The organism is Glaciecola sp. HTCC2999, assembly GCF_000155775.1.
GTDB lineage: Bacteria > Pseudomonadota > Gammaproteobacteria > Enterobacterales > Alteromonadaceae > Opacimonas.
Map to the genome: position 1 here is coordinate 346,423 of NZ_DS989812.1, position 20,227 is coordinate 366,649.

Consider the following 20,227-nt stretch of genomic DNA (forward strand, 5'->3'; position numbering starts at 1 on the left):
ATGCAAGATAGCGCAATGAAAGCATGGTGGGATTCATCTCACATGGCTGGTGCGAATGCGGCATACGTCGAGGAGTTGTATGAAGCATATCTCGAGGACCCGCAAAGCGTTCCATCGACTTGGCAACAAGTTTTTGAAAATTTACCAAAAGTAGATGGTGTTGAACTTGATTCAAATCACACTCAAATTCGTGACCAATTCCGTAAATTAGCGGCGCTAGGTCCGATGGCGCGTGTTAGCTCTAATGCAGCCCCCGCTGTTGGTGCTGTTGGCGATGAGAAACAAGTTAAAGTATTGCAATTAATCAATGCTTTTCGATTCCGTGGTCATCAACATGCTAATTTGGATCCTTTGGGTCTATGGCAACAAGAGCGTGTCCGTGATTTAGAACTTTCTCATCATAACCTAACGGAAAAAGATTTTGATACTCAGTTCAATCTTGGTTCATATGCGTTAGGTAAAGATAAATTGCCACTAGGTGAATTATTCAAATCTCTTAATCGTACATATTGTGGTTCTATCGGTGCTGAATACATGCACATTACTGATACTGAGCAGAAACGTTGGTTACAACAACGCATCGAATCAGTTGAATCTAAACCTGTTATCACTCGCGAAGAAAAAATTAAAATCCTTAAAGGTCTTATCGCAGCAGATGGTATGGAAAAATACCTTGGCGCTAAGTTCCCTGGAGCGAAACGTTTCTCTCTAGAAGGGGGTGATAGTTTAGTCCCTATGCTGAAAGGCTTAATTAGCGAAGCGGGAAAAGCCGGTACAAAAGAAGTCGTTGTGGGTATGGCTCACCGTGGTCGCTTAAATGTACTCGTAAATGTATTGGGTAAAAACCCTTCGGTATTATTTGATGAATTTGCTGGTAAACATGATGATTCTTTGGGTGCCGGTGATGTTAAATATCACGCAGGTTTCTCATCTGATTTTGCTACAGAAGGTGGTAATGTCCACTTAGCATTAGCGTTTAACCCTTCTCACTTAGAAATTGTTAATCCAGTAGTAATGGGTTCAGTACGCGCCCGTTTATCGCGCCGTGATTCTGAAGATGGTGCAAAAGTATTACCAATTACCATTCATGGTGACTCAGCGATTGCTGGACAAGGCGTAGTACAAGAGACGTTTAACATGTCTCAAACACGTGGTTTTGCTGTTGGCGGTACCGTGCGTATCGTAGTCAATAACCAAGTAGGCTTTACTACGTCAAAAACAGAAGATACTCGTTCGACGCAATACTGTACTGATATTGCTAAAATGGTTCAGGCGCCTATTTTCCATGTAAATGGTGATGATCCTGAAGCGGTGATGTTTGTGACTAAATTGGCACTAGACTACCGTAATAAATTTAAGCGTGATGTTGTTATCGATTTAGTATGTTATCGCCGTCATGGCCATAATGAAGCTGATGAGCCAAATGCGACTCAGCCATTAATGTATCAAAAAGTGAAAAAGCATCCTGTTCCTCGTCAAATTTATGCTGATCAACTTACAGCAGAAGGTTCAATTGAAGCTCATGAAGTAGAAAAACTGATCACGGAGTATCGTGCTGCGCTTGATCATGGTGCTTGTGTGGTAGAAGAATGGCGCCCAATGACAGAACATTCTGTTGATTGGACTCCGTACATTGGTCATGATTGGACGGTTGATTATGATGCCTCTACTTCGGTTGAAAAGCTTAAGGAATTAGGTCAACGTTTAATTGATTTCCCAGAAGAACATAAGCTACAGTCGCGTGTAAATAAACTTTACCAAGACCGCAAGGCAATGGTTGAAGGTGAGCGTTTATTAGATTGGGGTATGGCTGAGAATTTAGCTTATGCTAATATCCTTGATCGTAAACATGATATCCGTATGACGGGTCAAGATTCAGGTCGTGGTACGTTCTTCCACAGACATGCTGTCTTACATAATCAAAGTGATGGCTCGACTTACATGCCATTACAAAACTTGAATGAAGACCAAGGTCAAATTGAGATTTATGATTCAGTATTATCTGAAGAAGCGGTGTTAGCATTTGAGTATGGTTTTGCTACTGCAGAGCCTCGTACATTAACACTGTGGGAAGCACAGTTCGGTGATTTTGCTAATGGTGCTCAAGTTGTATTTGACCAATTCCTATGTTCAGGTGAAGCTAAGTGGGGCCGTTTATGTGGTCTAACAATGTTATTACCACACGGCTACGAAGGCCAAGGACCAGAGCACAGCTCTGCTCGTCTTGAGCGTTTCTTACAACTTTGTGCTGACCATAACTGGCAAATATGTGTACCATCAACACCGGCTCAGGTATACAACATGCTTGTGCGTCAAGTAGTACGTCCAATGCGTCGTCCTTTAGTAGTGATGTCACCTAAGTCATTATTGCGTCATCCTTTAGCCGTCTCTTCAATGGAAGAACTATCGACTGGCGTATTTAAAAATATCATCGGTGAAATTGATAACATTGATCCTAAAAAGGTGAAACGTGTTGTTATATGTTCAGGTAAAGTCTATTACGACCTACTTGAAAAACGCCGTGAAAACGAGCAAGACGATGTGGCAATTATTCGTATTGAACAGCTTTACCCATTCCCAATTGATGAAATCAATGCTGAGCTTGCACAGTATCAGCATGTAACAGATTGGGTCTGGTGCCAAGAAGAGCCTATGAATCAAGGCGCTTGGTACTGTTCTCAACATCGTTTTTATGCGTCAATCCCTCAAGGTGCGACACTTACTTATGCCGGTCGTGATGCGTCTGCCTCACCTGCGGTTGGCTATATTTCCGTCCATAATCAACAACAAAAGCAGTTGGTTGATGACGCACTAACAATTAAATAAGGATTTCTAATGACTACTGAAATTAAAGTTCCGGTATTACCAGAATCGGTAGCCGATGCAACGATCGCAACATGGCATGTACAAGCTGGTGACAGCGTATCACGTGATCAAAACCTTGTAGATATCGAGACTGATAAAGTTGTTTTAGAAGTAGTTGCACCAGAAGACGGTGTTATTTCTGAAATTTTATTCCAAGAAGGTGACACTGTTCTAGGTGAGCAACTGATCGCTCATTTGACTGCGGGCGCAGCAGCTGCACCTGCAGCTAAAGCTGAATCTGCACCAGCGGCGGCACCTGCGGCGGCAGCTGGCCCAGCTGAAGACATTAAAGTACCTGTTTTACCTGAGTCTGTAGCCGATGCAACGATTGCAACATGGCATGTTAAAGTAGGTGAAGCGGTTGCTCAAGATCAAAACCTAGTTGATATCGAAACTGATAAAGTAGTGCTAGAAGTGGTTGCACCTAGTGCAGGTGCATTAACGGAAATATTGTTTGAAGAAGGTGCGACGGTGACAGCTGAGCAAGCGATTGCTAAATTTGCAGCCGGTGCCGGAGCAGTTGCTCCAGCCGCTTCTGCCGCACCTGCTGATGATGTTGAAGAATCTGATGCACTGAGTCCTTCAGTTCGTCGCTTGTTAGCGGAAAAAGGCTTAGATGCAAACGGTATTAAAGGTACTGGTAAAGGCGGACGTATTACTAAAGAAGACGTCGAAAAACATTTAAAATCAGCTCCAGCTGCATCTTCAGCTGCTAGCACAACTACAGAGGCACCAGCTGTTCCTATGGGCGAACGTACTGAAAAACGTGTTCCGATGACACGCTTACGCAAAACAATTGCAAATCGTTTATTAGAAGCGAAAAACTCAACTGCAATGTTAACGACTTTTAACGAAGTGAACATGAAACCAATCATGGACTTACGTAAGCAGTATCAAGAAAGCTTTGAAAAGCGTCACGGCATTCGCCTTGGCTTCATGTCTTTCTATGTGAAAGCAGTCACTGAAGCATTAAAACGTTTCCCAGAAGTGAATGCATCGATTGATGGTGATGACATTGTTTATCATAATTACTTTGACGTATCGATTGCGGTTTCTACACCACGTGGCCTAGTAACGCCAGTATTAAAAGATACGGATACATTAGGTATGGCGGGTATAGAAGGTGGCATTAAAGCACTTGCATTAAAAGGCCGTGACGGTAAATTATCACTTGATGAACTTCAAGGCGGTAATTTCACTATCACTAACGGTGGTGTATTTGGTTCGTTGTTATCAACGCCAATTATCAACCCACCTCAAAGCGCGATTCTAGGTATGCATAAAATTCAAGATCGCCCAATGGCGGTTAATGGTAAAGTAGAAATTTTACCTATGATGTATCTTGCATTATCGTATGATCATAGAATCATCGATGGTAAAGAATCTGTTGGTTTCCTAGTGACTGTGAAAGAAATGCTAGAAGATCCAACACGTTTATTACTTGATGTGTAATTCGTTTTAAGACATTAGTCTTGAACAAATTGAGGAAGATGATATGTCATGTATCATCTTTCTTATTATAGGCGTTGGAGAACGTCTAGTATAAATATAGCCAGGATAGATGGCTTTCTTTAAATTAATAAAGTGGATAGAAAATAACCATGAATTTGCATGAATATCAGGGTAAACAGCTTTTCAGAGAATACGGTTTACCTGTATCTGAAGGATTTGCTGCCGGTACTGCTCAAGAAGCTGTTGAAGCAGCTGACCGCATTGGCGGTGACGAGTGGGTCGTAAAATGTCAAGTACACGCAGGTGGCCGAGGCAAGGCTGGCGGTGTAAAACTAGTTAAGCAGAAAGACGAAATTGCTGCTTTTGCAGAAAACTGGTTAGGCAAAAACTTGGTTACTTACCAAACAGATGAAGCTGGTCAGCCAGTGACAAAAATTTTAGTTGAATCATGTACTGATATCGACCAAGAATTATATTTAGGTGCGGTTGTTGACCGTGCAACTCGTAGTATCGTTTTCATGGCCTCTACTGAAGGTGGTGTTGAAATCGAAACTGTTGCAGAAGAAACACCTGAAAAAATCTTAAAAGCAGCGATTGATCCATTAGTCGGTGCTCAGCCTTACCAAGCTCGCGAAATTGCGTTTGCATTAGGTCTTAAAGGTGTTCAAATTCGTCAATTCACTACGATCTTCATGGGTCTAGCGAAAATGTTTGAAGAATTAGACGTTGCGCTTATCGAAATCAATCCACTAGTTATTAAAGCTGACGGTGACTTACATTGTCTTGACGCTAAAGTAGCGATTGATGGCAATGCAATGTATCGCCAGCCTAAGCTTCAAGAAATGCACGATCCTTCACAAGAAGACGCGCGTGAAGCACAAGCAGCAGCTTGGGAATTAAACTATGTTGCTCTAGATGGTAACGTAGGTTGTATGGTTAATGGTGCTGGTCTTGCAATGGGAACGATGGATATCGTTAACTTACATGGCGGTAGCCCTGCAAACTTCCTAGATGTTGGTGGCGGTGCGACAAAAGAGCGTGTTGCTGAAGCATTTAAAATTATCTTATCAGATGATAACGTGAAAGCGGTTCTTGTGAACATCTTTGGTGGGATCGTGCGTTGTGACATGATTGCTGAAGGTATCATTGGCGCAGTAAAAGAAGTTGGCGTAAATGTACCTGTAGTTGTTCGTCTAGAAGGGACTAACGCATTACTTGGTCGTGAAGTATTAGCTAACTCTGGACTTGATATTATCGCTGCAGAATCATTAACCGATGCTGCACAAAAAGTTGTTGCTGCTGCGGAGGGCAAATAATGTCAGTATTAATTAATAAAGATACTAAAGTTATCTGCCAAGGTTTCACTGGCGGTCAAGGTACATTCCATTCTGAGCAAGCGATCGAATACGGTACGCAAATGGTTGGTGGTGTGACTCCTGGTAAAGGTGGTACTACTCATCTAGGTCTTCCTGTATTTAATACAGTGAAAGATGCTGTTGCAGAAACTGGTGCAACTGCATCTGTTATTTATGTACCAGCTGCTTTCTGTAAAGATTCTATCATTGAAGCCGCTGATGCAGGTATTGAGATCATCGTATGTATCACAGAAGGTATTCCTACTGTTGATATGATTTACGTTAAAGAGTATGTATCTCAAAAAGGCGTAACTATGATCGGTCCTAACTGCCCAGGTGTTATTACTCCTGGTGAGTGTAAGATTGGTATCATGCCTGGTCATATTCATAAGCCTGGTAAAGTAGGGGTTGTTTCTCGTTCTGGTACATTAACGTACGAAGCAGTTAAGCAAACTACTGATGAAGGTTTTGGTCAGTCTACGTGTGTTGGTATCGGTGGTGATCCTATCCCTGGTTCTAACTTTATTGACGTATTGAAGTTATTCCAAAACGATCCTCAAACTGAAGCGATTGTTATGATTGGTGAGATTGGTGGAACAGCAGAAGAAGAAGCAGCTGAATTTATCAAAAACAACGTGACTAAACCTGTTGTATCTTACATTGCGGGTGTAACTGCACCTGCTGGTAAGCGTATGGGTCACGCTGGTGCAATTATCTCTGGTGGTAAAGGTACTGCTGATGAAAAATTTGCAGCGTTAGAAGCGGCGGGTGTAAAAACCGTACGTTCTTTAGCGGACATTGGTAAAGCATTACGTGAAATTACTGGTTGGTAATTAACGACGTTGTGTCAGTCTAATTTGAAAAAGCCGTATCATGTAAATGATACGGCTTTTTTATTGGTCATGCTGATATAGCAAACTTGGTATGTAATTCTGCTGCGCGATCACTGAGTAATTCATCATGTTGAGAATATAAATAATTAAACCGTTTAATATTACTGAACACATTATGTGAAGCAGGTAACGGTGCTTCTAAATTTCCGCCAGCAATCATCTGCATTTCTTTGTTATTTAATTTACGTAAAGTATTATTTTTCATTTTATGTTCCTTAAAATTCTAGTTAATGTCATTCAGACAATCTCAGTATAATAATTAGAAGTATTTAATCTGCTGGCTGAGAGTCTAGTTTTTTATGTATGATTATAATAATTAATTAAATTGAGCAAACAATGCGTCATTCTCTATCTACTATTAATGCTAAATTTAATCAGCGTGTCACATTACACACGACTCATTTAGATTGGCAAGCCTCGCCCATGCCTGGAGTCGACCGCCGTATTTTAGACAGGGTGGGGGTAGAGGTTGCTCGTGCAACTTCTATTGTACGCTATGCACCGGGTAGTCAATTCTCTGCGCACACTCATTCTGGGGGCGAAGAGTTTATTGTGCTTGAGGGGACATTCCAAGACGAACATGGTGATTATCCCGCAGGCACTTATGTCCGTAATCCGCCGACATCAAGCCATATTCCACGTTCAGAAGAAGGATGTGTGATATTCGTAAAATTGTGGCAATTTCAGCCGGATGATCGTCAACATGTTAATATCCCCATCCCAACACACTGCAAGCAGACTTTGTTCAAAGATGCAGTGGAAACGGTATCGCAACAGGTTATTGAGCCCCATGCTCACATTGATTTGACAGATAATGGCGGTATTGAAATATTGGTGTTATCGGGAGAACTAATTGAAGCATCTGAAGAAAATCAACCTGAAGTGTTAGCACAATACACTTGGCTACGCATTCCTTGTGGTGAAAATTTTCATGCAACAGCTGGCGCGAAGGGGGCTAATCTTTGGATCAAAACAGGGCATTTATCACGCGTAGATGAGCAGATTAAGCGAGTAATGGATTACATAAAATAATTCACTCGCCCATAAACTAACCTGCCCATGAAACATCGCATTAAAGGATGACGGTGTTATTGAATACTTGCTTGAGTGCCAGTGGAGTGTATATGTGCCAAAACTCGCTTAAGCACGCCATCTTGCGCTTTTATAATATCAGCTACTGTTGGCTTGATAAGTACCTCTGGAATGACACCATGGGTGTTTTGAGGATCCACAGTATCGTCAACTGGCAAGTATTGATAAATAGGGATATCGATTTCAATTTGAGTATTAGGCAATACCATGAAAAACATGCCACCGCCGTTGATCCCATTCATATTTCCACCGGTGGGACTGCCAATGATCGTTGCAATGCCTGCATCTTGGTATTGTTTAGCCATCATAAAGGTCGCGGATGAGTTCGCGCCATCAACTAACAACCACACTTTACCATCGTAGGGCGTCTGCACTTTCTCTAAGGTAGGTATGGACGGCTGAGCTTGTGTAAACAACTCGTTATCCCATGTTTTCAAATAAGGCTTGATGTTATCAGAAATCTCAATATTAGATCGTTTAGCTATAAACGGTAATTGTTTATTTAGTGAACCAGATAAATACTCGCCCAGTTGCAACATGGTCTCATCTGATCCGCCACCATTGCCGCGTATATCAATGATCAAATGTTGCGCTTGAGTTTGGGCAATATCGGTAAAGGCTTGGGCGTAAAATGCGCGCCAATCAAACTCCATATTATAGGTTGCAAAACTCCCCAGCTTCAAATACGCAGTATTATTGGCAAGCGTTCGATATTGCCAGCTAGAAGTGTTATCAGCAAGCGTCGGCTCTAGATTGAGTAAAGCTTGTTCTCGTTGTTTTAATGTCAGGGCAGCGACATCAATAATAACCTCACGACCCGAATTAGGTAAACGTAATGTCAGTTTATAATGCTGATTATCAGGGTTAAATAAGAGCGGAAAATAGGCATCGAACAATTGGTAACTTGTAGTAGGTAATAATTGAGTCAAATATTTAAGCTGAGCAGGGTTATTACCATCGGCACTTAAAAAAGAGCGCAGTTGCTGGCTTATCGTTTTCACTGCCATATTATTTATGGCGATAATTTCTGTACCTGGTCTGATGATAGATTTATCAGATAAGTTATGCGTGATAAACCAACGGTTGTCGATATTTTGAAACAGTAGGGGAAGTTTATTGGCTGGAGCCAGGGTTAATTGATCGATCAATGCACTTTGATTATAAATCCCTGTATGCGTATGGCCACATTGCAAGGTGGCTGCTAATTTTGAGAATATCAAGTAAGCATCTTTAACACTCTGTGGTTGTGAAAGTTGTTGTTTAGTTTGGGAAAATAACTGTGCTAACTGCATTTCATCCAAATAGCGGGTTACCCCAGGGTGAATATTCATGATGGTTTCTTTAGCGATAGCTAGGTCAGCTAATAATTGCGCAGGTGTATAATTATCTACTTCATCAATATTAATCATATCTGGCACACCGAAGGTATGAACAGCCTGGGTGTGTGATTGAGTGAGTTTCGTTTGACGCATTCCTTGAATGGGTTCAAGGAGTAATTCGGGTGGTTGATTAAACTGATTTGCCTCTAGATTCTTTGAACCATCTTCAGTGACAAATTGATAACGGATGACATCATTGATTTGAGTACTAGGTAACCATAACGATATACGATAATGATTACCTTTGCGAATAAGTTGCAAAGGGGTGTCCATGGATAGTGGGGGAGTGTTACCAATGATATGTAAAGCTGAAGTATCAGGGGAATGCACCTTAATGCTTAAGGTGTTAGCAAGTGTATTAATACTCATCAATACTGAAAATACAGCTACACAAACAATCCAAACTTTCATTTAATGTCCTTATTAAAAATAGTCGAATAAATATACCACATCACCTCCAACGAAGGGGGATATTGTATTTTAATAAGTGACAGTTTCAATTTTATTATCTAATGCTTTAATCGCTCTTGTTAATAATTTGATTATATCTTGTTTAAAGTTTGGGTTAAATCCCTTACACTTTTAAAAAACGAATAATAAAAATTAATATGCAAAAAATATTAGGGATTTCTGCCTTTTATCATGATAGCGCCGCGGCGTTGATTATCGGTGGTGAGATAGTTGCTGCCGCTCAAGAAGAGCGCTTTACCCGAATCAAACATGATCCCAGTTTTCCTCAACATGCCATTCAATATTGCTTGGATTTTGCTCAATGCACGTTTGATGAAATTGACGCGATCGTATTTTACGACAAACCGTTACTAAAATTTGAGCGCTTACTGGAAACCTATCTAGCACATGCGCCACGCGGGTTTCGTTCTTTTGCCAGAGCAATGCCGATTTGGCTCAAAGAAAAACTCTACTTTAAACAGCTATTGCGTCGTGAATGTCGCGCCATGATCCATCAGCAGCGTTCACTCATGTTAAATACTCATATCGATACTGAAATAGCCAAAGATAAGTTACCCGGATTAGCTCCATTAGGCTTTAGTGAACATCATTTATCACACGCGGCTTCTGCTTTCTATCCATCACCATTTGAACAAGCCGTCGTGTTATGTCTCGATGGTGTGGGTGAATGGGCGACGACCAGTGCCTGGATAGGTCATAAGCATAACAGTAGTGGGCAGTATCATCCGCAATTAACCCCATTATGGGAACTGCATTTTCCTAATTCGTTGGGATTATTATACTCGGCGTTTACCTATTATTGCGGGTTTAAAGTCAATGCAGGTGAGTATAAGCTGATGGGCCTAGCACCTTATGGTAAACCAATTTATGTGGAGCATATTTATCGCCATTTAATAGATGTTTATGATGATGGCTCGTTTAAATTAAATATGCAGTATTTTGATTATCCTACTGGAGATAGAATGATAACGGATGCGTTTTGTGAGTTGTTTGAAGCACCAGCACTTGCACATGATGCGCCTGTTACTGAGTTCCAAAAAGATATTGCTGCATCGATTCAAGTCGTCATTGAAGAAGTGGTATTAAAAATTGCACAGCATCTATTTACGAGCACAGACTGTTCGTATTTATGCCTAGCTGGTGGGGTAGCGCTCAATTGTGTTGCGAACGGCAGGTTACTAAAAGAAAGTCCCTTTAAGGATATTTGGATCCAGCCAGCAGCAGGTGATGCTGGTGGAGCGGTGGGCGCAGCACTTGAATATTATTATCAGCAGTTTCATGTGCCGCTGAATAACGACGCTACGGCTAAAGACGCTGCTGCTAACGACACTCTTGCTTCAGATAATATGTCGCACGCTTACTTAGGCCCAGAGTATACGAATGAGGAATGTATGGCAGCGTGTCGAGAGTGGGGCGTGACTTATACTGATATACGCGCTGAAAAATTTACTCAGACAGCCCAAATTATCGCTGATGGCGGAGTCGTCGGCTGGTTTCAAGGTCGAATGGAGTTTGGTCCTCGTGCGTTAGGTCATCGCAGTATTATTGGTGATGCACGTTGTCCAAAGATGCAATCAGTAATGAACTTAAAAATCAAACAGCGTGAATCGTTTCGTCCCTTCGCGCCTATCGTATTGGCAGAACATGCTCAGGATTGGTTTGATTTAAGTACACCTAGTCCTTACATGTTACTGGTGGCAGAGGTTATCGGTAAAGAGCCTATTCCTGCGGTCACCCATGTTGATAATTCTGCGCGAGTACAAACTGTCACTGCACAACAAAGTCATATCTATCCTTTGGTGAGTGCGTTTCATGCTTTGACCAATGTGCCAATCGTCATCAATACAAGTTTTAATGTCCGAGGAGAGCCGCCTGTATGTTCACCACAAGATGCTATTCGTTGTTTCTTAGCAACGGATATGGATTATCTGGTACTAGGCGATATCATGTTAAACAAAGCGCATATGCCTCAGGCTCAAATTAATCAAGCTAAAGAGGTGACTTTTGCTAAAGATTAGCCTACTAACCCAACTAAAGCGTATCTGGCAACGAATTGCATTGCCTATGCTTACCAGTGACGCACATAAAGGGATGCGTGATTTCGCTTGGCAGTTTAGCTTACTCATTAGTATCGTTTTTATGGGTGTTTTACCGTGGTTATTTGATGAGAATATACCTTATTGGCCATTGGGGCTGAGTGTATATCTTTGTGCCAGTGGTATCATTTATCCTAAAGCGGTGTATCCAATTTACGTAGGTTGGATGATCATTGCTTCCGTGCTCGGGTTTATCAATACCTATTTATTATTAGCGTTAGTGTTTTATGTCATTTTTACTCCGATAGGGTGGATATTGAGATTAACTAAAGGACTACAGTACGATAAATATATCAAACAACCCTCCACATATTATATTACACGTGACAAGCCGTTAGATAAGTCACATTTAACCAAACCGTTTTAAGAGGACTCAAGATGAGTGAATTTCTCCAAGATTTATGGGAATTTTTAAAAGTTCGCAAGAAAATTTGGTTACTTCCTATCATTATCATTTTGGCATTACTTGGTGGCATTGTTGTCGCGACGCAACAATCTTCCCTCGCTAGTTTTATTTACACATTATTTTGATAAATAATGTGTAAATATCCATATGAAATCGTATGCAGGGGATTTGTTTCTCAATTTTAGCTAAAGTTGCGTTTATTAAACATTGTTTAACATAACAATATATACTCAGGGACTCGAAAATGCTTCAATCACTATCACACCCCATCAAAACGCTATTATTGACTACCTGTGTTGTTGCAGGATGTTCACCTGCGACATCATCGATAACGACTGATACCACACAACCACTGACTAAGCCTGCCAACATGACTGAAAATCACATGACGATGCCAGGCTCAAATGTTGAAGGATGGACTATGCATCATGGCAAAGGAGGCGGTAAGCCGGTGGTATATCAAGTATTTACTCGATTATTTGGTAACACTAATGATACCAACATTCCATGGGGCACCATTGAACAAAATGGCGTGGGTAAATTTAATGATTTTACCGATGTGGCGTTACAAGGCATTGCCGAATTAGGTGTGTCACATATCTGGTATACTGGTGTCCCACATCATGCTCTCGTCAATGATTATACTGATTTTGGTATCACTCTTGATGATCCTGATGTCATTAAAGGACGTGCTGGCTCGCCTTACGCGATTAAAGATTATTATAACGTCAACCCGGATTTAGCAGTTGATCCGGCGAATCGTCTGGTTGAATTTGAAGCCTTAATAGCACGAACGCATGCCAATGGTATGAAAGTCATTATTGATATTGTTCCAAATCATGTGGCGCGGCAATATGAATCACTTTCACGGCCTGAAGGTATTGCAAATTTAGGTGAAAATGATGATACGAGTGTTGAATATGCGCGTGATAATAATTTTTACTATGTGCCTGGCCAAGCATTTGTGGTGCCCGAACCAAAAGGAGGGTATCAACCACTAGGAGGCGAAAGTGCCCCGTTATTAGATGCAAAGTTTACCGAAATCCCCGCCAAATGGACTGGCAATGGCGCTCGTGCTCCACAACCAGATATCAATGACTGGTATGAAACGGTAAAGGTAAATTACGGAGTCAAACCTGACGGTACGTACGATTTTCCAACATTACCTAAAGGCTATGATAAAAAAGGTGTTGCAGAGCATCATGCTTTTTGGCAAGACAAAAAATTACCTAATTCATGGTATCAATTCCACGATATTGTTCATTATTGGTTAGAAAAGGGCGTGGATGGATTTCGCTATGATATGGCTGAAATGGTTCCTAGTGAGTTTTGGTCGTTCTTAAACTCATCTATCAAAGTGAAATATCCCGATACGTTTTTACTTGCTGAAGTCTATAACCCAAGTTTATTCAGAGAATACTTACACATCGGCAAGATGGATTATCTTTACGATAAAGTGGACTTCTATGATTCGCTTAAAGCAGTCATGCAAGGTCATGGTGACACAGCTTCATTAGCAAGCGTTCAAAACAATGTAAGCGATGTTGATGCTCACATGTTACATTTCTTAGAAAACCACGATGAGCAGCGAATTGCGAGTCCTGAGTTTGCCGGTGATATGCATAAAGGTAAACCAGCACTTGTCATTTCGGCATTGATTTCTAAGTCGCCAACGATGTTATATTTTGGCCAAGATGTGGGCGAGGATGGTAGTGAAGAGACCGGGTTTGGTGATCCTTCACGTACGACTATTTTTGATTATGCGGGAGTGCCAGCTCATCAACGTTGGATGAACGAGGGTAAGTTTGATGGGGGAAGCTTATCTGCTGAAGAAAAAGCACTGCGCGAATATTATAAAATTGTCATGAATATTTCTGCTAATCATCCTGCGATGTTGGGCGAATATATGTCATTACATGAGAGTAATTTAACCGCAAAGGATTACGGTCGATTGCAGTTTTCTTTTGTTCGTCATGCGCATCATCAAGATCATGTAACAGGTAAAATAAAACATCGTGCTCTGTTAGTAGTGAATAATTTTGATAGTGAAAATTCACTCATATCAACCTTATCTTTACCTGATACACTGGTGAATCAATGGGCGTTGTCACAATCAAGTTACCCTCTGCATGATCTTATTAATAAAGGACTCGGTGAGTTACGCGTAACGAAAAGCGGTGCTTATTTCGATGTTAATCTCGCCCCATTAGCATCAGTGGTATTTGAATTGACGTGGAGTGTTAATCATGAATAAATGGATAATGAAGCAAATGCTAATTACTGCCTGGTTGATTACAATTGGCTTACCTATATCGACTATTGTTCATGCAAAAACACCAGATGTCATCAGTAACATTGAACATCAAACCGGTTTGCTAACTTACATGTTATCTAATTCAGATTTTCACGCCACAAATAGTAATGATGTGAGTGTGACAATCAAAGCATTAACGGATGATAGTTTTGAGGTGTTTTATCAACCAACAGGGATCCGTCAATTACCTTCTTTTGCCTTAGCGAAGCCTGGTGTATCTTCTGCCGTTTCTACTAATCTTAATCGCTCATCTATATCTGCTGACACGGTCCAATTTGTAACAAAAACGAGTGCTGTAATCGTTAATTTAAAAACGGGTAGCTTGTCATTTGGGCAATTAAATGATGAAGGTGAAACTGTGCCAGTAGTAGAAGAGGAAGTAGGGTTTTTCTTGACTAATACACTACGCGGTTTTCGCTTTAAGTTAGATGATGGCGAGCAACTATTGGGGGGAGGACAGCGAATTTTAGGTATGGATCGTCGCGGTCATCGTATGCCACTTTATAACCGAGCTCACTATGGCTACACCACAGAATCTAATCAAATGTATTATTCGATCCCTGCTGTGATATCGGATCAAGATTATGCCATTTTATTTGATAACTCAGCCAATGGATTTTTGGACATCGGTCATACTCGTGATGATGTTTTACAATTTGAGGCTACGGCAGGTCGCACCAGCTACATTGTGATATTAGGGAATGATATTGCTGATGTGACCCAAGAATTGACCACAGTGACCGGAAAACAACCTTTACCACCGCGCTGGGCATTAGGTAATTTTGCCTCACGCTTTGGTTATCGAACGCAGCAAGAAACGATTGATACAGTCAATTTATTTAAGACAGAGGATATTCCTCTCGATGCTGTCGTGTTGGATTTATATTGGTTTGGCAAAGATATTAAAGGTCATATGGGGAATTTAGCATGGGATCGTAATGCGTTTCCTCAGCCGGAACAAATGATCAGCGATTTTATGGCGAAAGGTGTCAATACCATTGTAATTACTGAACCTTTTATTTTGTCTTCATCTAAACAATGGGATAGTGCGGTAGAAGCCGAATCTTTAGCCAAAGATTTGGATGGGGGCCCGCGTCGTTTTGATTTTTATTTTGGTAATACCGGTCTTGTTGATGTCTTTAATAAGGATGCCCAAGCTTGGTTCAATCAATTTTATACCACACTCTTTGAACAAGGTGTCACCGGATGGTGGGGCGATCTCGGTGAGCCGGAAGTGCATCCTAGCGATAGCTTACATGAGTTTAACGGTATGACTGTCACGGGTGATGAAATTCATAATGCATATGGCCATCAGTGGGCCAAAATGGTGTATGAACATCAGCAAGTTTTAAATCCTAATATGCGCCCCTTTGTCATGATGCGATCTGGATTTTTGGGCTCTCAACGTTATGGTCTTATTCCATGGACGGGAGATGTATCTCGATCTTGGGGTGGGTTACAGCCGCAAGTTGAACTAGCATTACAAATGTCAGTGATGGGGTTAGCGTATATCCATTCTGATGTTGGTGGATTTGCTGGCGGCGACACGTTTGATGCGGAGTTATATAAACGTTGGACGCAATTTGGCGCATTCTCCCCGGTATTCAGACCACACGCCCAAGAAAATATCCCACCAGAGTCCGTATTTCATACTCAAGATGTTAAAGATCTCGCGCGTGAGTATATTAAGTTACGTTATGCCTTGACCCCATATAATTATACATTAGCCATTGAAAATACGTTAACGGGGCTACCTTTAATGCGTCCAGTGAGTTATTTGGATGAGCAACAATTCACACAAAAAGATAGTTATCTGTGGGGAGATAGTTTTCTGGTGCATCCCGTGGTTGACGCAGGGGTAACTCAAGTGAATATTGATGTACCAGCGGGTGTGTGGTTCGATTTCTTTTCTGGTGCCAAAATAGAAGGGGACAGGGTAGTCAGTGTGGATGCGCCCATTGAAAAACTACCCTTATTAGTCAATGCAGGCAGCTTTATTCCCATGGTAGCCCCATTTGGACATTTAAAGTCATACTCGAGTGCTAACTTAGATATCCATTTTTATTATGATCCAAGTGTATCGACAAGTCATTATCGACTCCTTGAAGATGATGGTGAAGCACCTGATTCAGTCACGACAGGACAATATCAAAGTATACATTTTAGCAGTGTTGCTACAGATGATACGCTGTCAAAACAAAGGGTCTTAGCGATCGATACTCAGGTACAAGGGTCTTATCAAGGCGCTCCTCGCTCTCGTGAAGTTAACTATATTATTCATAACGTGTCACAATTACCTTCAAGTATTAAGATCAACGGTAAAACCATTGACGAATTAGGTATCTTATTAGAGTACAATCAAGCGACAAAACAGTTATCTATACCGGTTAATTTAACAGAAGGGCTTGGAATAGTAATGAGTTGGTAGGTAAACATATAATATTTGTTTACAAACATTAAAGGTTTTGGTGAAAGTTTCCGATATAAAGTCAGTAAACATATAAAGAACGATACTTGCTTAAGCCGTTGTTTAAGAATTCAAGCGATGCAAAGCTAATTTTCCATTAAAGTATTGTCATTATATTCACTTTTTAAATCTAATAAGGGCACTCTACATGAGTCACTCGTCACGCAGTATTTTGGTGGTTGATGATGAAATTAATATTTTAAAGTCAATGAGAAGACTCTTTAAGCATGCTGGTTATGATGTGTTTACTGCAGAGTCTGGTGAACAAGGTTTAGCCGTATTAGACAAAGAAGATATCCAGGTTATTTTATCTGACTTTAGAATGCCCAATATGGACGGTGCAGAATTTTTAGCTAAAGTTAAAGTGTCCCACCCTTATACCGTTAGTTTAATTTTAAGTGGTTATGCTGACTTCGACTCTGTCTTGTCGGTAATGAATTCCGGTAATGCGTTTAAATTTCTGACTAAGCCCTGGGAAAATAAGTTGCTCTTATCAGAAGTTGAAAATGCTTTTAAACATTACCGAGAAAAACTTCAATTAGCATCATCACTAGAACAATCACATTTATTTAATAACATAAACCAGCTTAATAGTATTTTAGAAGGTTTACTTAGTCAAAATACGCCTTTTAGCATTGGTTATTTTGAATTATCAAATGCGCTTGATCTTAAACGTCAACATATCCTTATTCAGCCATTAACTCAGTTACTTTACGATTATCTAGATAGCCATTGGCATAATGATTTTTCGATACATATGTTGTCTGAAAATACGTTGGTGTTATTGACAGTTGGCAGTGATGAAAAGATTGCCTTTTCTCGATTAGTTGCGGATATTGCTCAAACTAATTGGCAAACACTCATAGAAAATAAAGTGGATGTCAGTGTTAGTTTTATTGCGTCAGACGCGTTACTCGAATCGTCACAATTCATTCTTGACACCCTTAAAGAGGCCACTGTACTAATTAATGAATCTATTGGTTTTGCCCCCCTTGACCAAGAATATTTGTTAAGTAAGCAACGTGAATTGATAATTAAATCAGATGTCATTCATGCTTTGAGAAAAAATCAATTTTATTTAGTTTATCAACCTAAAGTGACGCTAGCTTCAGGGTTAATAGAATCAGCTGAAGTACTGCTGCGTTGGGAGCATAAATCACTAGGTTGGTTATCACCCGGAGAGTTTATCGATATTGCTGAATCAGATGGTCAAATTATTGAAATAAGCGAATGGGTTATTGATAACGGACTTAAAGAGTTATCACGTTTAATTGCACTTTCAGACCAGGTACAATCGTTGTCAATCAACATTTCCGCTAGTCAATTAATGAACTTTAATATTGTACAAACAATAGCAGCGGGATTAAAAAAATATCAAATTGATCCTAAAAAATTAGAAGTAGAAGTGACAGAAACGAGTTTAATGCAAAATTTAAACACGACCTCTGTGACGTTAAATGAACTGAAAAAAATAGGGGTGAATATTGCTATTGATGACTTTGGTGTAGGGTATTCATCATTTGCTTATTTGACCAAGTTGCCAATTGATGTGTTAAAGCTAGATCGGATTTTGTTAGATGATATTGCAAGTAACTATGATACGCAGGTGTTGATAGAGAATTTAGTAAAAACTTGTCATAACTTGAACATTAAAGTGGTAGCCGAAGGTATTGAAACGAAAGCCGCGTTAGAAAAAGTCAGCTTGACGTTATGCGATTATGTACAAGGCTTCTACTATAGTGAACCTGTGTCGATTAATGAAATCGAGCGATTATTCATTGAGCAACCATTCTTGCTTGAGCGTGACTAAAAGCAAGGGTGCTCTTTTCCATACTTGGTTAATTCTTCTAATAAATATAATTGTGTCGAGCTTAAATTTTCAGTTGATTTAAGTTCTTCTATAATTTCAAAATAGCGCATGAGTGTCAGCTTTTGGGTATTGTTAGTCAGCCTCCGTTGACAATCAACATACCATTGAGATTGTAAATCAGTACTAAGGGTATCTAGGAAGTTTCTAGCTATAAAACGCTGAAAAAGTTCATCTATTCTTGGTGATGGTGTGTTGTTTTTTAAGTTCACTAATTCATTTGGTGAAGCCATGTGGACTTGCTGGCAAAATTGTTTTTCAGCATCATTCATAAACCCACCTGTATATAATGATGCTTCAACATCAGTAGCAGGTTTCTCTGCATCATAAGTTTGACTATTTAATTGAGTCAACGTCATTATTAGATTGGCATAGGATTCTTGGTCCTGACAAATGTGTTTTAAATGTTCTACTTGTTGGTCAACCTTATTTAAATCGATATTCAGTGCTTCGGAGCGTGACTGAGAGAGCGTTTTTATTGGTGCTAAAAAAGGACATTGATTATGCTTGATAACAATGGTCGCTATATCAGGTGTTTCCTCATTGCGCTGTGCTTTAGGTAAAAATTGAATACGTTGAAGTGTATCTAAATCTTCATTAATGAGAGGGAAAATGTCTTTGGTTAAATCAATACACACTGTGGCGTTTTTATTCACAGGATGAGGACACATAGGCATTATAATACTGACACATCCAAATTTGGCTGAACGATACGGATTAATGAAAATGAGAGGCTGTCCATGGTGCTGCTCTAATATACGGATGACGGCTTGTTTACTTCTAAGTTGATAAGCATAGGCAAATAGTTTGGGTTGCTGTTGTTGGATGAGTTGAGCGATAGCAATAGTCGCGTGGACATCACTCAGTGCATCGTGCGCATTGGTATGAGATATGCCATTTTCTTGTGTCAGGCGCTCTAATTTAAAGCTCACTAATCCATTATCACCTAATGGCCATTTTATTCCTTCGGGCCGTAATGCATAGCATGCTCGGACGAGGTTAATTAAATCCCAGCGTGAATTTCCGTGTAGATATTCGCGTTGGTAGGGATCCATAAAATTACGAAAAAAACTGAAACGAGATACTTCATCATCAAATTTAATTGAGTTATAACCGACCACACAGGTGTTTGGTTGTATCATGGCCTGATGAATTTTTTGCATAAATGTATATTCATATTCGCCTTCAGCCAATGTCATCTGAGGGGTAATCCCGGTGACTAAGACTGCTTGTGGATGAGGAAGGTAATCGAGATGTATTTTAGCGGTAATATTAATAGGCTCATCACATTGCTGCAGATTTTCATCGGTTCGAATAGCCGCAAATTGGCATGGGTAATCGTGTTGTGGTGAAATTCCCCAAGTTTCATAATCATGAAATAGAAAACTTGCTGGTGGTTGAGACATATCCTTACCTCTTGTAGCACTGCAGTGAACAGCACAGAAAGTAACATGTTCTTTTCAGTTTGGATAGAATAAGTAATTACATTAATATTTCAACTTGCTACTCTCACTTTTCCTTTGCATACTTGATTTGAACAATATGCCCTGTTTAGTAAAACGAGAATATC

14 protein-coding genes are annotated in these 20,227 nt (G+C 40.3%); 11 read left to right on the forward strand and 3 right to left on the reverse strand.

Features of this window, described 5'->3' with window-relative positions; genetic code table 11:
• The 4 genes from G2999_RS07875 to sucD all read left to right on the forward strand — a co-directional run bounded on the left by G2999_RS07875 (nucleotide 1) and on the right by sucD (nucleotide 6,505).
• Nucleotides 1-2,826, forward strand: coding sequence for a 2-oxoglutarate dehydrogenase E1 component (locus G2999_RS07875; RefSeq protein WP_010180455.1), 2,826 nt, complete (start codon nucleotides 1-3; stop codon nucleotides 2,824-2,826).
• A gap of 9 nt (nucleotides 2,827-2,835) precedes the next feature.
• Nucleotides 2,836-4,317 (forward strand): 2-oxoglutarate dehydrogenase complex dihydrolipoyllysine-residue succinyltransferase, encoded by a 1,482-nt coding sequence (gene odhB / locus G2999_RS07880; RefSeq protein WP_010180457.1) that lies wholly within the window; start codon nucleotides 2,836-2,838, stop codon nucleotides 4,315-4,317.
• 149 nt (nucleotides 4,318-4,466) lie between these two features.
• Nucleotides 4,467-5,633: an ADP-forming succinate--CoA ligase subunit beta gene (sucC, locus tag G2999_RS07885; RefSeq protein WP_010180459.1), complete on the forward strand. Its 1,167-nt coding sequence runs from the start codon at nucleotides 4,467-4,469 to the stop codon at nucleotides 5,631-5,633.
• On the forward strand, nucleotides 5,633-6,505 hold the full coding sequence (gene sucD, locus G2999_RS07890; protein WP_010180462.1) for a succinate--CoA ligase subunit alpha: 873 nt from the start codon (nucleotides 5,633-5,635) through the stop codon (nucleotides 6,503-6,505). The genes sucC and sucD overlap by 1 nt, the downstream gene beginning before the upstream one ends.
• A gap of 67 nt (nucleotides 6,506-6,572) precedes the next feature.
• On the opposite strand, the gene G2999_RS07895 is transcribed toward sucD, so the two are convergent.
• The gene (locus tag G2999_RS07895) at nucleotides 6,573-6,770 is read right to left on the reverse strand and encodes a hypothetical protein (RefSeq protein WP_010180465.1); all 198 of its coding nucleotides are present in this window, start codon (nucleotides 6,768-6,770) and stop codon (nucleotides 6,573-6,575) included.
• Nucleotides 6,771-6,901: 131 nt separating this feature from the next.
• Between G2999_RS07895 and G2999_RS07900 the strand changes: the two genes are divergently transcribed.
• On the forward strand, nucleotides 6,902-7,597 hold the full coding sequence (locus G2999_RS07900; protein ID WP_010180467.1) for a cupin domain-containing protein: 696 nt from the start codon (nucleotides 6,902-6,904) through the stop codon (nucleotides 7,595-7,597).
• Between the two features lie 56 nt (nucleotides 7,598-7,653).
• Here G2999_RS07900 and G2999_RS07905 read toward each other — a convergent pair whose 3' ends face one another.
• Nucleotides 7,654-9,447, reverse strand: coding sequence for a S41 family peptidase (locus G2999_RS07905; protein ID WP_010180469.1), 1,794 nt, complete (start codon nucleotides 9,445-9,447; stop codon nucleotides 7,654-7,656).
• Between the two features lie 197 nt (nucleotides 9,448-9,644).
• On the opposite strand from G2999_RS07905, the gene G2999_RS07910 reads away from it, so the two are divergent.
• The 6 genes from G2999_RS07910 to G2999_RS12685 all read left to right on the forward strand — a co-directional run bounded on the left by G2999_RS07910 (nucleotide 9,645) and on the right by G2999_RS12685 (nucleotide 18,600).
• Nucleotides 9,645-11,525, forward strand: coding sequence for a carbamoyltransferase (locus G2999_RS07910; RefSeq protein ID WP_010180471.1), 1,881 nt, complete (start codon nucleotides 9,645-9,647; stop codon nucleotides 11,523-11,525).
• The gene (locus G2999_RS07915) at nucleotides 11,512-11,970 is read left to right on the forward strand and encodes an SxtJ family membrane protein (protein ID WP_010180473.1); all 459 of its coding nucleotides are present in this window, start codon (nucleotides 11,512-11,514) and stop codon (nucleotides 11,968-11,970) included. Before G2999_RS07910 ends, G2999_RS07915 begins: the two co-directional genes overlap by 14 nt.
• Nucleotides 11,971-11,981: 11 nt before the next feature.
• Nucleotides 11,982-12,134 carry a DUF5989 family protein gene (locus tag G2999_RS13605; RefSeq protein ID WP_010180475.1) on the forward strand — a complete coding sequence of 51 codons (153 nt, stop codon included), beginning with the start codon at nucleotides 11,982-11,984 and terminating at the stop codon, nucleotides 12,132-12,134.
• Nucleotides 12,135-12,253: 119 nt separating this feature from the next.
• Nucleotides 12,254-14,263 (forward strand): alpha-amylase family glycosyl hydrolase, encoded by a 2,010-nt coding sequence (locus G2999_RS07925; protein WP_010180477.1) that lies wholly within the window; start codon nucleotides 12,254-12,256, stop codon nucleotides 14,261-14,263.
• On the forward strand, nucleotides 14,256-16,751 hold the full coding sequence (locus tag G2999_RS07930) for a TIM-barrel domain-containing protein (protein ID WP_010180479.1): 2,496 nt from the start codon (nucleotides 14,256-14,258) through the stop codon (nucleotides 16,749-16,751). The genes G2999_RS07925 and G2999_RS07930 overlap by 8 nt, the downstream gene beginning before the upstream one ends.
• Before the next feature lie 187 nt (nucleotides 16,752-16,938).
• A complete protein-coding gene (locus G2999_RS12685; RefSeq protein ID WP_010180481.1) occupies nucleotides 16,939-18,600 on the forward strand; it encodes an EAL domain-containing protein in 1,662 nt (553 codons plus the stop codon).
• Here the strand turns inward: G2999_RS12685 and sbcB are convergent.
• Nucleotides 18,597-20,063 carry an exodeoxyribonuclease I gene (gene sbcB, locus G2999_RS12190; protein ID WP_010180482.1) on the reverse strand — a complete coding sequence of 489 codons (1,467 nt, stop codon included), beginning with the start codon at nucleotides 20,061-20,063 and terminating at the stop codon, nucleotides 18,597-18,599. The two genes, G2999_RS12685 and sbcB, sit on opposite strands and share 4 nt — an antisense overlap.
• Nucleotides 20,064-20,227 lie beyond the last annotated feature (164 nt).

Bases quoted from the DNA above. Each gene is read 5' to 3' on its own strand.
- sbcB (WP_010180482.1), bottom strand. From the start codon at position 20,063: ATGTCTCAACCACCAGCAAGTTTTCTATTTCATGATTATGAAACTTGG.
- G2999_RS07875 (WP_010180455.1), top strand. From the start codon at position 1: ATGCAAGATAGCGCAATGAAAGCATGGTGGGATTCATCTCACATGGCT.
- G2999_RS12685 (WP_010180481.1), top strand. From the start codon at position 16,939: ATGAGTCACTCGTCACGCAGTATTTTGGTGGTTGATGATGAAATTAAT.
- G2999_RS07910 (WP_010180471.1), top strand. From the start codon at position 9,645: ATGCAAAAAATATTAGGGATTTCTGCCTTTTATCATGATAGCGCCGCG.
- G2999_RS07905 (WP_010180469.1), bottom strand. From the start codon at position 9,447: ATGAAAGTTTGGATTGTTTGTGTAGCTGTATTTTCAGTATTGATGAGT.
- G2999_RS07900 (WP_010180467.1), top strand. From the start codon at position 6,902: ATGCGTCATTCTCTATCTACTATTAATGCTAAATTTAATCAGCGTGTC.
- odhB (WP_010180457.1), top strand. From the start codon at position 2,836: ATGACTACTGAAATTAAAGTTCCGGTATTACCAGAATCGGTAGCCGAT.
- G2999_RS07895 (WP_010180465.1), bottom strand. From the start codon at position 6,770: ATGAAAAATAATACTTTACGTAAATTAAATAACAAAGAAATGCAGATG.
- G2999_RS07930 (WP_010180479.1), top strand. From the start codon at position 14,256: ATGAATAAATGGATAATGAAGCAAATGCTAATTACTGCCTGGTTGATT.
- G2999_RS13605 (WP_010180475.1), top strand. From the start codon at position 11,982: ATGAGTGAATTTCTCCAAGATTTATGGGAATTTTTAAAAGTTCGCAAG.
- G2999_RS07925 (WP_010180477.1), top strand. From the start codon at position 12,254: ATGCTTCAATCACTATCACACCCCATCAAAACGCTATTATTGACTACC.
- sucD (WP_010180462.1), top strand. From the start codon at position 5,633: ATGTCAGTATTAATTAATAAAGATACTAAAGTTATCTGCCAAGGTTTC.
- sucC (WP_010180459.1), top strand. From the start codon at position 4,467: ATGAATTTGCATGAATATCAGGGTAAACAGCTTTTCAGAGAATACGGT.